14 protein-coding genes are annotated in these 15,528 nt (G+C 53.0%); 5 read left to right on the top strand and 9 right to left on the bottom strand.

Translation table 11 applies throughout. The features are described 5' to 3' along the window. Complete coding sequence (locus EYB31_RS29795) at window positions 1-363, bottom strand: urease subunit beta (protein WP_131017137.1); 363 nt, start codon at window positions 361-363, stop codon at window positions 1-3. Between the two features lie 84 nt (window positions 364-447). Beyond that, window positions 448-750 carry an urease subunit gamma gene (locus EYB31_RS29800; protein WP_131017138.1) on the bottom strand — a complete coding sequence of 101 codons (303 nt, stop codon included), beginning with the start codon at window positions 748-750 and terminating at the stop codon, window positions 448-450. Between the two features lie 431 nt (window positions 751-1,181). Between EYB31_RS29800 and urtA the strand changes: the two genes are divergently transcribed. The 5 genes from urtA to urtE all read left to right on the top strand — a co-directional run bounded on the left by urtA (window position 1,182) and on the right by urtE (window position 6,646). Then, entirely contained in the window at window positions 1,182-2,447 is a 1,266-nt protein-coding gene (urtA, locus tag EYB31_RS29805; RefSeq protein WP_131017139.1) for an urea ABC transporter substrate-binding protein, read from the top strand. Between the two features lie 156 nt (window positions 2,448-2,603). After that, a complete protein-coding gene (urtB, locus tag EYB31_RS29810) occupies window positions 2,604-3,509 on the top strand; it encodes an urea ABC transporter permease subunit UrtB (RefSeq protein WP_131017140.1) in 906 nt (301 codons plus the stop codon). Between the two features lie 22 nt (window positions 3,510-3,531). Then, the gene (gene urtC / locus EYB31_RS29815) at window positions 3,532-4,704 is read left to right on the top strand and encodes an urea ABC transporter permease subunit UrtC (protein ID WP_131017141.1); all 1,173 of its coding nucleotides are present in this window, start codon (window positions 3,532-3,534) and stop codon (window positions 4,702-4,704) included. A gap of 468 nt (window positions 4,705-5,172) precedes the next feature. After that, window positions 5,173-5,964: an urea ABC transporter ATP-binding protein UrtD gene (urtD, locus tag EYB31_RS29820; RefSeq protein ID WP_131017142.1), complete on the top strand. Its 792-nt coding sequence runs from the start codon at window positions 5,173-5,175 to the stop codon at window positions 5,962-5,964. Beyond that, window positions 5,951-6,646: an urea ABC transporter ATP-binding subunit UrtE gene (gene urtE, locus EYB31_RS29825; protein WP_131017143.1), complete on the top strand. Its 696-nt coding sequence runs from the start codon at window positions 5,951-5,953 to the stop codon at window positions 6,644-6,646. The genes urtD and urtE overlap by 14 nt, the downstream gene beginning before the upstream one ends. A gap of 16 nt (window positions 6,647-6,662) precedes the next feature. On the opposite strand, the gene EYB31_RS29830 is transcribed toward urtE, so the two are convergent. The 7 genes from EYB31_RS29830 to EYB31_RS29860 form a co-directional block, all read right to left on the bottom strand. After that, entirely contained in the window at window positions 6,663-8,936 is a 2,274-nt protein-coding gene (locus EYB31_RS29830) for a helix-turn-helix domain-containing protein (protein ID WP_165452685.1), read from the bottom strand. 141 nt (window positions 8,937-9,077) lie between these two features. After that, the gene (locus EYB31_RS29835) at window positions 9,078-9,959 is read right to left on the bottom strand and encodes a carbohydrate ABC transporter permease (RefSeq protein WP_131017145.1); all 882 of its coding nucleotides are present in this window, start codon (window positions 9,957-9,959) and stop codon (window positions 9,078-9,080) included. Between the two features lie 23 nt (window positions 9,960-9,982). Next, complete coding sequence (locus EYB31_RS29840; protein ID WP_131017146.1) at window positions 9,983-10,882, bottom strand: ABC transporter permease; 900 nt, start codon at window positions 10,880-10,882, stop codon at window positions 9,983-9,985. 67 nt (window positions 10,883-10,949) lie between these two features. Then, window positions 10,950-12,449, bottom strand: coding sequence for an extracellular solute-binding protein (locus tag EYB31_RS29845; protein WP_131017147.1), 1,500 nt, complete (start codon window positions 12,447-12,449; stop codon window positions 10,950-10,952). 17 nt (window positions 12,450-12,466) lie between these two features. Then, entirely contained in the window at window positions 12,467-12,868 is a 402-nt protein-coding gene (locus EYB31_RS29850; RefSeq protein ID WP_131017148.1) for a Rieske (2Fe-2S) protein, read from the bottom strand. Between the two features lie 25 nt (window positions 12,869-12,893). Next, complete coding sequence (locus tag EYB31_RS29855) at window positions 12,894-13,940, bottom strand: amidohydrolase family protein (protein WP_170318285.1); 1,047 nt, start codon at window positions 13,938-13,940, stop codon at window positions 12,894-12,896. Window positions 13,941-13,978: 38 nt separating this feature from the next. After that, entirely contained in the window at window positions 13,979-15,391 is a 1,413-nt protein-coding gene (locus tag EYB31_RS29860; RefSeq protein WP_131017150.1) for an alpha-amylase family protein, read from the bottom strand. Window positions 15,392-15,528 lie beyond the last annotated feature (137 nt).

Genomic DNA, 15,528 nt, shown 5'->3' on the forward strand with positions numbered 1-15,528 from the left:
TCAACGCTCCTCCCATAGGGCTAAGCGTTCCACCGTCTGCTCCGGCATTTTGCCTGACGTCGCTTCGCCCTGCGTCAAGTTGTTCAGTCCGTATGAGAGCTTTGCTCCTCCCAATTCTACAAGCATCACTCGCCGCTCTTCTCCAGGCTCAAACCGGACAGCCGTGCCTGCAGGAATATCCAGTCTCATGCCAAAAGCCAACCCTCTGGCAAAAACAAGCGCCCGGTTCACCTCAAAAAAGTGATAATGCGAACCGACCTGTATCGGCCGGTCTCCTCGATTCACGACCAATACTTCGATGGTTTGACGATCTTTATTTATTTCAATATTTCCATCAGCTGTGCGGTATTCTCCCGGTATCATGGGAAACGCCTCCTTCCGCTTGGTGCGCAAAAATCCGGCCGCAGCATATACGAAGCTGCACCCAGGCTAAGCCGCTGAAGTTTGTCAGGGTATAGGTTGATGGACTGTGACAAGTTTTGTTCCGTCCGGGAAAGTCGCCTCCACCTGAACCTCGTGAATCATTTCCGGAATTCCCTCCATGACCTGCTCTCTGCGGAGCACGGTGGCGCCAAGCTGCATCAGCTGCGCGACGGATAGTCCGTCTCTTGCTCCTTCCAGCAGCTCGGAGGTGATTAAAGCGATGCTTTCCGGGTAATTCAGCTGGAGCCCCCGCTGCAATCTGCGGCGCGCCACATCGGCGGCCACCGTAATCAGCAGCTTCTCCTTCTCGCGTTCCGTTAAATTCACAGGCTCACCTCTTCCAAAAAAAACGAATAATGAGTTACATATACTCCCATTATATTCGGCATTCGGGTACGTGTAAATAAATTTATGTTATGTTTAATGACATAAAATAAGTCGATCTAAAGTAAAATTGAATATCCAAATGCAATTTTCTCGAATAACCGCACAAAAAATATTTATTTAGAATTTTTACGTAAAATATATTGACATTTATGTGACACCGAAACTATGATAGGCCATGTGAGCTGGAGATACAGATAATGCTCACTAATCCATTTATTTCTTGCCGGAGGATGGATGCTCCGGTGCCGGTTTCTGCTGGCGCAAAAACTTAAGCTGATGCTTCATGTGGATGGTTTTTGCTGGGAGAAACTTAAAGGCTTAAGCTTTCGCTGCCGCAGTTGTCGGCGCAAAAACTTTAAGGAGTGGATAGGATGGGAAAAAGAAGCAGAGGGTTAACACTGTTTGCGGCGTCGTGCTTGACGCTTAGCGCGTTATTATCGGGCTGCGCGGCGGACACCGCAAAACCGGCGGCATCGGCGGACACAAAAACAGAAACCAAGACCGAGACCGTGGCAGGAGGCGAAATACCTGTAGGCATTCTTCATTCGCTCACAGGCACGATGTCCATCAGCGAAGTGTCCGTCAAAGACGCGGAGCTCATGGCTATTGACGAAATCAACAGCAAAGGGGGCATCCTCGGTAAAAAAATCAAGCCGATTATCGAGGATGGAGCATCAGACTGGCCGACATTTGCAGAAAAAACAAAAAAACTGCTGCAAAAAGACAAAGTAGCCGCCATTTTCGGCTGCTGGACATCGGCAAGCCGCAAAGCCGTACTTCCGGTCGTCGAGCAAAACAAAGGGTTGCTCTGGTATCCGGTTCAGTACGAAGGGTTGGAATCGTCGCCCAACATTTTTTACACAGGAGCCACCACGAACCAGCAAATCGTCCCCGCAGTCACGTGGCTTTTACAAAACAAAGGCAAGAAATTTTACCTCCTCGGTTCCGACTACGTCTTCCCAAGAACGGCCAACAAAGTGATCAAAGAACAGCTGAAAGCCGAAGGCGGCACACTTGTCGCCGAAGAATACACCCCGCTCGGACATACGGACTACAACACCATCATCAGCAAAATCAAAAAAGATAAACCCGACGTTATTTTCAATACGTTAAACGGGGACAGCAACGTCGCTTTCTTCAAACAGCTGAAGGACGCAGGCATCGGCCCCAACGACATCACCACCTTATCGGTATCGATCGCTGAAGAAGAAATCCGCGGCATCGGCGCATCGATCCTCGAAGGCCACTATGCGGCTTGGAACTATTACCAAACGACGGATACGCCGGAAAATAAAACGTTCGTCGAAGCGTACAAAGCCAAATACGGCAAAGACCGCGTCACCGACGATCCGATCGAAGCGGCCTACGACGCCGTATATTTGTGGGCGGAAGCTGTCAAAAAAGCCGGCTCAGTCGACGTAGACAAGGTGAAGGAAGCGGCCAAAGGCATCGAGTTTAATGCACCGGGCGGAAAAGTAAAAATCGACGGCGAAAACCAGCACATCTACAAAACCGTTCGTATCGGTCAAGTGCAAGCGGACGGACAATTCAAAGAAGTGTGGAACTCCGGTCAGGCCGTCAAACCCGATCCGTTCCTGAAAACTTATCCTTGGGGAGCCGAGGTGAACAAAAAGTAGCGTTATGCAAGGATGGGACTGCCGCTGGCGTCGGCGGCGGTCCTGCCTTTTATAGAAAACCTCAAAACCGCAACCGCATTTGAGAACACCGTCCGTCAAATGCGTACGGCGGCATCGTGTTTGTGGTTCTACTAAAGTCATGTGGAGGGGAAGCCGATGAGCATCCTGCTGCTCCAATTGTTTAACGGCATCAGCCTCAGCTCGATTCTGCTTTTGATTGCGCTGGGCCTTGCCATTACGTTTGGTCTCATGAATGTGATTAATATGGCGCACGGCGAATTTATTATGATCGGAGCGTACATGGCGTACACGATCCAGCAGCTTTTTCTCAAAGCGCTGCCGCCCGGCCTGTTCGGCTGGTATTTTCCGCTATCGATCATCGTTGCTTTTGCGGCGGCGTTTGCCGTCGGCTGGCTGCTTGAAGTGCTGCTGATCCGGCATCTGTACGGCAGGCCGCTCGACAGCCTGCTGGCCACGTGGGGCGTAAGCCTGGTGCTGCAGCAGCTGGCAAGGCAAATTTTCGGCGCGCCCAATGTCGCCGTCAAAGCGCCCGCTTGGCTGGAAGGCGGTCTTGCGCTGAATGCGGAGCTGATGCTTCCCTATAAGCGGCTGTTTATTATTGCGCTTGTGATCGTCTGCATCGTCGGCATCTATTTGTTCCTTTACCGTTCGGCCGGGGGCAGACGGATGCGGGCCGTTATGCAAAACCGCGGCATGGCTTCCTGCCTTGGCATCTCAACCCGGCGCGTGGATGCCGTCAGCTTCGCCTTCGGTTCCGGCATGGCCGGTATCGCGGGATGCGCGCTGACGCTGCTTGGCCCGATCGGTCCGACGATCGGCACGTATTACATCGTCGACGCCTTTATGGTCGTTGTGCTCGGCGGGATCGGCAAGCTGGTCGGCTCAGTTGCCGGGGCGCTGGGTATCGGCGTGCTTGGCACTGCCTTTGAGTACAGCACAAGCGCCACACTGGGCAAAGTGATTGTGTTTACGCTGATTATCGCCTTTTTGCAATGGAAGCCGTCCGGTCTTGTGACAGTCCGTTCCAGGACATTGGATTAGAAAGGAGGCGGCTTAAAGAGCTATGAGTGTAAAAGCCAAATGGATATTAAGCATCGCGTTGTTTGTCATTATGCTGGCGGCTCCGTTTTTCTTGTCGGAGTTCCGGCTTTCTCTGCTCGGCAAATTTTTGGCTTATTCGGTACTGGCGATCGGTCTCGATCTGATATGGGGATATGCCGGCATTCTCAGTCTCGGCCATGGCGTTTACTTCGGGCTGGGCGCTTACTGCATGGCTATGCATTTGAAGCTGATCGCCTCTCATGGCAGTTTGCCGGATTTTATGTCTTGGAGCGGCGTCGAGCAGCTGCCCGCATTTTGGCTTCCTTTTCAGTATGTGGGGTTCGCGGTGCTGCTTGCATTGTTGGTGCCGATGGCGGTTGCGTTTGTGCTCGGCTATTTTACGTTCCGCAATCGGATCCGGGGCGCCTTCTTTTCGATTTTGTCGCAGGCGCTGGTCATTATCGCGGTGACGCTGTTTGTCGGACAGCAGGGCTACACCGGAGGCACAAACGGGCTGACCAACTTTGACAGCTTTTTGGGACTGACGTTTGGCGAACCCGCGACCAAGCTGGTCTTTTATTACGTGACCGTCGGCGTGCTCGCTCTCGTATTGGCGCTTTGCCTGTGGCTGATGTCGACCCGGCTTGGCAAAATTTTAGTGGCGGTGCGCGACGCGGAAAACCGCGTTCGTTTCATCGGCTACAACCCCGTCACGTATAAAATGTTCATCTATTGCGTTTCCGCGGGACTCGCCGGATTATCCGGGATCTTGTTTGTGCTGCAGGAAGGCATCATTTCTCCGGCGCAGATGGGTATCGTACCGTCCATCGAAATGGTGCTGTGGGTCGCGATCGGCGGGCGCGCCTCGCTGTTTGGGGCCATTATCGGGGCTATTGTGACCGGCGCGGCCAAAACGACGTTCAGCGAGGCGTATCCGGAATGGTGGCCGATTATTTTGGGAGCGATGTTTATCGTTGTCGTGCTCTATATGCCCAAAGGCATCTTTGGCACGCTGCAGGATTTGCTGGTACGGCCGGGACGCGGCTCCGCTGCGTCGGCGGATATGGCGCTGGCGGCTGAGACAGCTTCCGGCATCGTGATACCCGCTGCTTCGCCTTCTGTGCCGGGGTCACCTTCGATTTCACCGGCAGCAGCAGGCGAAGCTGCTTTGAAGGGCAAGACCGGCACTTTATAAGTCGAGCTCGAGTCCCGGCGTAATATGGCGGCGGCAGACCCTCACGCGGCCTTAAGATTCGGTATGCTCGGGGATCCTGACCAATTCGGAATGAAATTTAATAGGCCGGCTCCTATAAAGACTAAAGTTTCTTTATGAAGTGTGCAAGATTTCTTCTAATTGTTAAAGTATGCTCTATTTCAGTAATGGAAAAGACAAAAATTTCCGTATGAACCACATTAGTTTCGGTCGCACGGGCTATGTTCTCTTTATGTCCCGTGGAAACGGCAGTTTCCTTATATTGGCGGAGTCCATCTTCCGAAGTACGGAAAGTCTCTTCCGTACTATGTAGCGCTGTTACACTTTCGATGCTAGCTTTCCTCCGGAAAGCTCAGTAACACTTTCGATGCCAGCTTTCCTCCGGAAAGCTCAGTAACGCTTTCGATGCCAGCTTTCCTCCGGAAAGCTTTAAGGAGGTCGAACCAAACCATGAACGAAACGTCACCGAGAAAACAAGCCGAGACCGCTATTTTACGGGCAGAGAACCTGGAGGTCGATTTTGACGGCTTCAAGGCGATCCTCGGGCTCGATTTTCAGCTGCAATACGGGGAGCTGCGGTTTCTAATCGGGCCCAACGGAGCCGGTAAAACAACACTGCTGGATGTCATTTGCGGCAAAGCGAAGCCCTCCAAAGGCAAGATGCTGTTTAAGGGCCATATCGATATCGCCCGCCATCAGGAGCACCAAATCGCCCAACTCGGGATCGGCCGCAAATTTCAGGCCCCCTCGATTTTCATGACGCTATCGGTGCTCGAAAACATGCTGCTGTCCTTAAAGCAAAACCGCGGCTTGCTCAGCTCGCTGATCACCAAAACAACGTCCGAGCAACGCGATAAACTGGTGCATTATTTAAGCATGATCGGACTTTCGAACAAGAGTAAGGAGAAAGCGGGTTCGCTGTCCCACGGGGAAAAACAATGGCTGGAAATCGGCATGCTGCTCATTCAGGAGCCGGAGCTGCTGCTGCTCGACGAACCCGCCGCCGGAATGACCGACGCGGAGACGGAAAAAACGGGCGAGCTGCTGCACAAAATCAACAACAACCAAACGGTGATCGTCGTTGAGCATGATATGGAGTTTGTGCGCCAATTCGCCAAAACGGTCACGGTAATGCACGAAGGCTCCATCCTGCGGGAAGGCACGATGCAGGACATTCAGCAGGACGACAAGGTGGCCGAAGTTTATCTAGGGAGGCGGGGCGAACGCCATGCTGGAGATTGAACAACTTGAGGTCGGTTACGGCGAAAGCATGATTATGCGCGGGGCCGCCTTGCAGGTGAAGATGGGCCAGGTCGTCTGCCTGATGGGACGCAACGGCGTCGGCAAAACAACGCTGCTACGCGGCGTGATGGGACTGCTGCGGCCCCGGCGCGGAAGCATCCGCTTGGACGGCCGCGATATCACCCGTTTGCAGCCGGAGGAACGCGCCCGGCTAGGCATCGGTTACGTCCCGCAGGGGCGCGACATCTTTCCGCAGCTCACGGTCGAGGAAAACCTGCTGCTCGGGCTCGAAGCCACCCGCGGGAGAATACGCAAGCTGCCGGAAGCCGTCTTCGGCATGTTTCCTGTACTGCACGAGATGCTGCAGCGCAAGGGAGGCGACTTAAGCGGCGGCCAGCAGCAGCAGCTTGCGATCGCCCGGGCGCTTGTCGCCGAGCCGAAGCTGCTGCTGCTCGACGAGCCGATGGAAGGCATTCAGCCGTCCATCGTGATGGACATCGAGAAAGCCATCGAGTCGCTGAAAGCCAGACGTGACATGGCGATCCTGCTTGTCGAGCAAAGCCTTACCTTCGCAACCAGCATCGCCGACTACTATTACGTGCTCGACAAGGGGACCGTCGTTGCCCAAGGCAGTTCGTCGGATCTGTCGGAAGATCAGGTAAAAAAGCATTTGGTCGTCTGACATGGGTTACACCCGCTCAATCGGAAGTATGGGAAAGCCGGAACTGGCTTGGTGTCATATGGATGTATTTTTGAAAAATACGGATGAGGCTTCTTTCCGAATAGCCGATTTTTTGCGCGATCTCGCTGACGGTAAGCCCCGTATTGGCAAGCAAATACTGGGCTTCCTTCAGCTTGCGGTCCAGCACGTAGTCGAGAAAATGCATCCCCGTCTCTTTGCGGAACAGCTTGCTTAAATGGGACGGGCTGATATGAACCAGCTCCGCGCATTGGATCAGCGAAATATCTTCGTGGACGTGTTCGTTGATGTACCGGCACACTTTAACGACAAGCTGATTTGTATTTTCGTTTTTTTCCGCTTTATCGTAATAAGGGAATATGGACTGCACAAACCAGTCGAAAATTTCGAGCGACGTTTTTTTCTCCTGCAGCGCCTGCACAAAATGGTGATCGAAAATACCGGCGTATCCTTTGCGGATCAGCGATTTGGTAATGGAACTGAGCAGCAGCACGTAACATTGCGATATCGTCGCCGGGGATTCGGACGTTTTGACCGCCGCGATATATTCCTTCAGCTGCGTCTCCGCTTCGGCTATGTTGCGGCTTTCGAGCAGCTCGATCAGCGCTTCTTCAATCAGGAACGGATAATAAAAGGAGGCGTGTTTTCTCGGCGACTCCAGCTCTTCCGCAAAAAACACCTGCCGCTGATCTTTAAACAGCCGCTGCTGAAGCGCTTCCAACGCATCCTTATAAGAAACGGACACCTCCGTCACACTGCGATAAACGCCGCCTACGCCGATGCTGACGTTCAGCTTCAAATAATTATGGAACGCCCCGACGAGATCGGCTGCAAAACGCGCCAGCCGCTCCCTGATCTCCTCCGCAGCCATATCCTGCGGGAACGTCAACACGGCGGTGCCTAACCCGCTCCGGTCGAGAATGACCTCTCCTTCAGGCTGTCCGGCTTTCTGCATCATTTCGCCGATCACATTTTTCACGATAAACGATAAAATCGGCCCGTCGTCGCGCTGGAAACGGGTTTCCCGGTGCATGTTTTCCAGCTTCGCCACCAGGACGGCATAAACCCTCGGTTCGCCGCCGGCAATCGCGGCAAGCTCCTTCAAATCCGGCGCGCCATGATCGGGCGGACGCAGCTCCAGCAGCTGCCGGTAATAACTCTCCTTGATTGTCGGCTCCCACCGCCGCATATATGCATTCAGCTTTTGCGTCTGTTCGTTAAGATACAGCCAGCAGTCCTGAATAAAGGAGATGTCCCCCGAAGAACGTAACGCCAAGTCGGCATCCTTGTTCAGCTTTTCGCCGAGACTGACCAGCTGGCGGATCGGCCGGTACGCTTTTAAGCTTGTATAAATCGACAGCGCGATGCCGATGTTGATGAAGAGCAAAATGGTCAGCGCAATAGCCCAGCGAATCCAGCTGATATGCTCGTAAATATCGGCTTTGGCGATTTTGCTAATATAAATACGGCCAAGCTCGGTTTTGCGGAACGAATAAAAAAATTGCTCCCCCGACGCATCCTCCATAAAAAAACTGCCATGGCTCAGTTCCGAGCGAATAATCGATTTCACGGAAGCCTCATTAAGAATCGCCGAAGCGCCTTGAAAATGACTGCCGATTGCGGACAACACGTGGTGGGATGAATCCAGCACCAGCATCGATTGTTTGGCGTTGTATACGGCCGGCCCTTCCAAATATTTTTCGATCAGATCCTGCCGCAGCTTGACGACAAGCAGTCCTCTGGCCTTGTGAACGCTGGAAGGCGGGAGAAACCGGACACAAGCAAGCGTGTCGGTCATTAGCGGCTGCTTAATGTTCAGGCACTGGTCGAGCGGCTCGGATTGCATCAGCTGATCGAGCACCGGCCGCAGCTTGTACATTTTTTTCAGCACATACCCGTGTTCGTTGTTTAAAATATCTTCGGAAGCATCATTGTACAAAATGATGTCGTCGATAAAATCGTTGGAGCCCTTCGCCACCTGCAGCAGCTTCAATATTTCCAGATGGGCGAGTATTTTTTCGTTCGGATCGCCGTCAAAGAAGGTGCTGTTAATCAGCGGATTGGCCGACAATTGCAGCGACGAAAGTTCGATCCCGCCGAAGATGCGCTCCAGCCTGTCTTTCGCCAGCGAAAGCGACGAATCGGCAATTTGCGTCGCTTCGTTCACCGCGGACCTCATGGACAGCTGGTATTGGACGCCGCCGATCAGCACTATCGGGATACAAACCGATATGCATCCGAACCAAATAAACCGGTACAAATCATGCTTCATGCGGTGTTTGACGGAAAAAAGCCGCAGTATGTGGCCGAGCACTCCCTTCACGCCTCTCTCCCCTTTTCAGCGCAATAACGGTCCTTATCCCGGACGTACCGGAATATATTCGCCCCAGGCCGGCCGAATCCTTTTCCTGACTTATCCTTTGACCGAACCTAACATAACGCCTTTGGCAAAATGCCTCTGCAAAAACGGATATACGATCAAAATCGGCAGCATCGCCAGCACAACGGAGGCAAGCCGGACCGTCTCCTGGGGAAGCACCTGATCGTCGGTGGACGCGGCCATATTGCCCGTCATATTGGAGCTGGCGTCAAGTACCATCGTTTTGACGAGCACCTGCAGCGTCCATTTATTCGTGTCGGTCAAATACAAGATGGCGTTGAAATACGTGTTCCAATGGGCAATCGCAAAAAACAGCGTAAACGCGGCGATGGCAGGCATCGATAACGGCAGGATGATCCGCATAAACACCCCGATATCGGTGCAGCCGTCGATTTTGGCCGATTCTCTAAGCTCGGAAGGAATCGAGTCGAGGAAACTTTTGACGACGATCAGGCTCCAGGCATTGGTCAGCGCGGGCCAAATCAGCGCCCAGAACGAATTGAGCAGCCCCAAGTTTTTCACGAGCAAATAATTCGGGATAATGCCCGGATTAAAAACCAGCGTTAGCACCACGATACCCATGATCAGACCGCGGTACGGCATGTTTTTTTCCGTAAGGCCGTAAGCCATCGTAAAGGTAAACAGCAGATTAAGCAGCGTGCCGACAACGGTGACAAATACCGTATTTTTCAGCGCGGTGAGGAAGCTTTTTGTCGATAAAATATACGTGTACGCATCCAGAGACATTTTTTGCGGCCATATATGAAACTGAAAAGGCACGTACACGTCTTTGGACGTCAGTGAAACCATGACCAAATAAAAAATCGGGAATATACAGACGACGGAAATAAGCGTCAGCAGCGAATAATTGGCATAGTCAAACAGCGTCAGCCGTTTTTTATATACAAAGCTCACACGGCAGGCCTCCTTTCTGCTTTCTAATAAATGCCCTCGTGTCCCAGCTTTTTGACGATATGGTTGGATATGAGCACCAGAGCAAGACCTACGACGCCTTTGAACATGCCAACCGCAACCCCTACGCTCGTCTGGCCGCTGAGTATGCCCTGCTTATACGCATAGGTGTCGAACACGTCACCGACGGAAAGCACCAGCGGGTTCAGCATCAGCAGCACCTGCTCGAAGCTCACATCGGCAATATGCCCCAAGCGGAGGATAAGCAAAATCAGAATGGTCGGCCGGATCGCGGGCAGCGTAATATGCCATATTTGCCTCATGCGGCTTGCCCCGTCGATGACGGCGGCTTCATACCTCGAAGGGTCGACGCCGGCGATGGCGGCCAAAAAGATGATCGTGCCCCATCCTGCGTCTTTCCAGATGTTTTGCACGGTCAGGAGTCCCCAGAAAAACCGCGGTTCGTTTAAGAAAGGGATCGGCTCGTAACCGAAGCTGCGAACCGCTTTATTGATTAGCCCTACGTCCGTCGACAAGATAAAAAAGGTCAAACTTGTAATAATGACCCAAGATAAAAAATGCGGCATATACACAATCGACTGGTTGATCCGCTTGAACACTTCGTGCCGCGCTTCATTCAGCATAATGGCGAGCAGGATCGGAAGCGGAAACAAGAAGACAAGGCTGAATACATTAATCAGCAGCGTATTGCGCAGCAAATTGTAAAAAAAATCGTATTGGAACAGCTCGATAAAATGTTTAAAGCCAACCCATTTGCTGTGCAGCATGCCGAGAATCGGGGTGTAATCCTGGAAAGCGACAAGCAGCCCCCACATCGGCACCAGCTTAAAGACGATGAAATAGAGCAGCCCGGGGAATACCAGCATATACATATGCCGGTATTTGAACAAATCGCTCCGTGTCATGAAGTTACTCCTCCCCTCTATCGGTTTGTAAATCGGAGCCGGGCCGAAGGCGGCCCGGCGGCGGTTGTTATTTTCCAAATAAAGCTTTGTAATTGTCCCCGAATTCCTTATAAGCCACGGCAAATTCTTTTTTCGCTTTCAGCTGGTCGATGTAGCTTTTGTACTGCTCCATCGTAATTTTGCCGATAATGACTTGGGTTCTCATCGAAGTAAATTCCCCTTCGTATTTCGGCCATTGTGTCACCCATGAAGGCGAATTGATCACGCTGAACGGGTCGATTTTGCCGACATCAAGCTCCGGTTTTACTTTCTCGCGGTTTTTTAAGTTCACTTCCTGCGGCGCGATCGGGCTGTCCGTTTTGGACCACGGGTCCAGCTTCAGCACAAACGGCTCGATGGTCGTATTGTTGATTTCTTTCTTGCCTTGATCGGTCATCTTGATCACGCCGTTGTCCACGGTGTGATGTACTCCTTCTTTGCCGTACGTAATGTATTTCGTAATTTCATCGCTGGCGATCACATTGTAATACTGCAAAATTTTCTCGACCTTGTCTTTCGGCACGCTTTTCGGAATGTACAACCCGCCGAAGAAACCCGGCGAAAGCACCGCCGTCGTCCCGTTGGGTCCAGTCAAATAAGGGATAATTTCCGTTTTAGCATCGGGCTGCACCTTTTTGGCCGATTGCTCCAGCCCGTATTGGTGCCACGGATTTTTACGGTAAAACGCGGCAAGCCCTGCTCCGAACATGTCGGAGTACTGCAAATCTTTCATGATCGCAAATTCCTGCGACATCAGCCCGTCGGCATACGCTTTGCGGTACCATTCCACCATGCTCGTATAAGCATTGGTCAGCTGTTTCGGATACATTCCGCCATCGGGCGTATTCTCCGGATCAAATCCGCCGAACGCCGTGCGATACGACTCGTCAAACATCAGACCCACCGTATCCCGCTTGCCATTTCCGTCGGGATCGCTGTCGACCACCTTCTTCAGCGTGACAAGCAGCTCATCCATCGTTTTGGGCACAGGCAATCCCAGCTTATCGAGCCAGTCTCTGCGGATGTGCTCGGAGGCGGTAATTTGCGGTCTTGTCCGTGGTAGGCCGAAGGTTTTGCCGTTGTAGCGGAGCAGCCTCCATGCGCTTTCCGGGACATTATTTTTCAAATTCGGGTATTTGCTGAAATCGCCGAGCAGTTCGCCGAGATCCCAAAACGATCCTTTGTTGATCGCATCGATCAAGCTGGACAAGTTGGTGTCCGTCACCGTCAGCACTTCCGGGATATTGCCCGACGCAAGCACAAGGTTCACCTTGTTGATATAGTCGTTAATCGGCACCCAGTCGATATCCAGGTGCACATTGGTGCGTTCCTCCAGACCGGTCCAGAACGCGCTGTTCATATCCGGCGGCTCCGTCTGCAGCGAAGACATCATTTTAATATTCAGCTTCTCTTTCTTGGCGCCGGGCGCAGCAGCTCCGTCTTGGGTGCTGCACGCCGACATCATGCCGGTTGAAACGATAACCCCGGCCAAAGCGCATACCGATGCGGAACGAATAATTCGACCCATGAAACAACCTCCTCCGATTATATATAAACGACCACTTTCTCCTCTTCGACTTTCACGGTATACGTTTCGACGGCCTTCACTTCCTCCTCCGTCTCCACGGCTACGTCATACGTCTTCACAAGGCATTTGCGGGGATCGTAGATCGACTTGCCGGTTAAAATGTCAAATTCCCAGCCGTGCCACGGGCATCTGACGATTTCCCCCTCCTTGCCGTACAAATATTCCCCGGGCAATGACGGCAGCGTCATCCCGGTGACCGTGCCTACGCATAACGGCGCGCCCTGATGGGGGCAGCTGTTTTTCAGCGCATAAAAGCGGCTTTTGACATGAAACACTCCGATGGAGCGGTTTTCCAGCGACACTATTTTGCTGGAACCGTCCGGAAGTTCCTTTACATTGCATACGACGTGCCTGCCCATAATGCCGGCTCCTTTCCGCTTACGCTCACAGGCGATAAAACTGCTTGGCGTTTTCGTAAAATATGTTTTGCTTCAGCGCATCCGGGAGCTTGGGGAAAGCCAGCTTCGGCGAATCGAAGTCCCAATGCGGATAATCGCTGGCGAACATCAGAATATGCTCGGCATCCATCATCTCCAGCATGCTCAGCAAATGCTGGTCGTTGTCCGGCCGTTCCAGCGGCTGCGACGAGAGGCGCACATGGTCGCGCAAATATTCGCTTGGTTTCTTCTTCAGCCACGGCACCTCGTAACGCAGCGCCTTATATTCCGCATCCAGACGCCACATCAATGCCGGCAGCCACGACACGCCGCCTTCGACCAGCACGACCCGGAAACCGGGATATTTCTCGAATACCCCTTCGGTCAAAAAACTGACCAGATGCGCCTGGAATCCAAGCGACAAACACGTATGCCACTCGATATAATGCGTCGGATAACCCGGAGAAGGCTGAACATTAATGCCCATACCGTCCGTCCCGGGATGAATCGCCATCGGCAGCCCGTGTTTCTCGCAAGCTTCGTAGATCGGATAATATTGGCGCTGTCCAAACGGCGCTCTGGCGCCGGAGTCGGTCATTACCTGCACAAAATGCGGGTGCCCCGCCCACCGTTCGATTTCTTTGGCCGCCGCGGCCGGATCTTGATGCGCTATCGTGATGGAGCCTTTAAACACGCCGTCATGGTTGTATTTTCCAAGCCACGTATCCGCCAGCCAATCGTTGTACGCCGCGGCGATCGCCGTAGCAAAATCCGGGTCGGGATGCAGGTTGCAAAACGCCCGGGGCAGAAGAATGGCATAAGCTTCGCCATATTCTTCAATCAGCTGCTGCCGCACAAAGTCCGGATCCGAGCCGATCGGGCCTCCACCCGGAGGTTTGGCGTCCAGGCGCGCGCCATGGACCGGATTGCCGTAAAAGCCTCGCCCGCTCCCACTGTAGCGGTCCTTCCACGGCTGCTTCATATAAGAGCGAATTTCCTCAATGCTTTTGGGCGTAGGATGTACGTCGCAATCGATAATTCCTTGTCTTGTCAATGGTACCACGTCCTTTGCGCTTAGATGGTTGGGGTCGCTTACAATAAACTCAAATCTTTGAGCGCTTTGCCGCAAGCCTCCAGGTTGGCCAGCCGCATCTCGGAATATTTGCGCGACAATACGACACCTTGCGCTCCCGCTTGCATAGCGGCCGTGACCGACTCGTACACATCTTGCGGTTCCGTTTGTTTAAGGCCCTGGCCTGTCGGAATATCGACGTCGATGCCGGGATAAATGCGGGTCGGGCACCCCGACAGCTTAACGGCCTGGACGGCCCGCTGCGTTTCTCGACGCACATAATCGGCCGACCAGCCTTGCTGCGGAATGTCCTCAAGCGACCCTTCCGCGATGCCAAGGAAGCGGTAAATCAGCTGCAGCGCTTCCTGCGGCGCGGCATCCCGGAAAATCGTGCTGTGCAGATGTTTCATGTAGTCGGCAAAACGCGGACCTGCGCAGTTGTTATAGGCGACCAGCTTGATGAAGTCGCTGTAATGGCTCATCTCGGACAAATCCTGCGTTGCCCGATAAAACGGCGACAGCGAGTTTAGATGGAACACGTGCCAGCCGACCTGAACCTCCGGGTTAATCGCCTTAACCATGCCGTATATTTCTTTAAAAAACTGGCGTTGCCCTTCATGCCAATGGTTTTCCCAAGCCAAAATCTCCGGATATCGCAGGAGCAAACGCCAGAACATGACGAAATATCCGTCGTTAGGCCTTACATCGGCGCGTGCTTTATGGATAAAGTCTCTTAAGGCGATATAACCTTGTCTGGCCCGCTCTACGTTGATGCCAAGCTCTCTGGCTCTGGCCCGGCAGTGCGGGCAAAAGCAGGTGACTTCGCCCGTCGCCCAAGGTCCGCCGAACAAATTGCCCAGCGGTCCCTGCCGCTCCGAGCACCATGCCACTCCGTCCACTTCATATGATTTGATATAATCCTCGATCAGACTGAAGTGCCAATTTCTGTACTCCGGATGGTTAAAGCAGGGCTTGCGGCCGCTAATCCCACGTGGGTCCTGCTCCAGCAGCTGGGCGTAATTCGGAATCGTCTGGGACTGCCATAATCCCGAGCTTTCTTCAATCCAGCAATACGATTTCATGCCGCGGCGTTTGGCCTCCGGAATCACTTCCGCCATCATGTCGTAATCGCCGTGTTCCTTCGCTCTGAATTGTTCCGGGCGAATAAACGTGCGGTTATAATACTGCGGGTGAGCGATCCCGTAATTGCCGCCGACAAATTCCGGGTCGTAGGCCATTTTGCCGTGATCGGGAAGCGGATGCCCTTCCAGCTGGCGTCCTCCCGTACCCCTTGTATAAGTAAAGTTGGCCAGAAATAACGTGTTCACGCCGCCAAGCTCCTGAAGATTGTCCAGTACCTGCTCCACGCCTTCGTCTACAAAAGATACGGCGCCTACCTGCATCGCTATCGTCGTTTGCTGCTTGTCTTGCATCGAATGATCCTCCCCGTAAAAGTGGCTTGCCAGCTCGTCATCATCAAGGCTGAGCGATAAAAATTAAGCTGTACCAACGATTGGCTTCCGCGGGCCCTGCGGATGTCCCCGTTGAACCTATCTTAAGCGGAGAAACA

It is taken from the genome of Paenibacillus thalictri (genome assembly GCF_004307995.1).
GTDB classification, from domain to species: domain Bacteria; phylum Bacillota; class Bacilli; order Paenibacillales; family NBRC-103111; genus Paenibacillus_AF; species Paenibacillus_AF thalictri.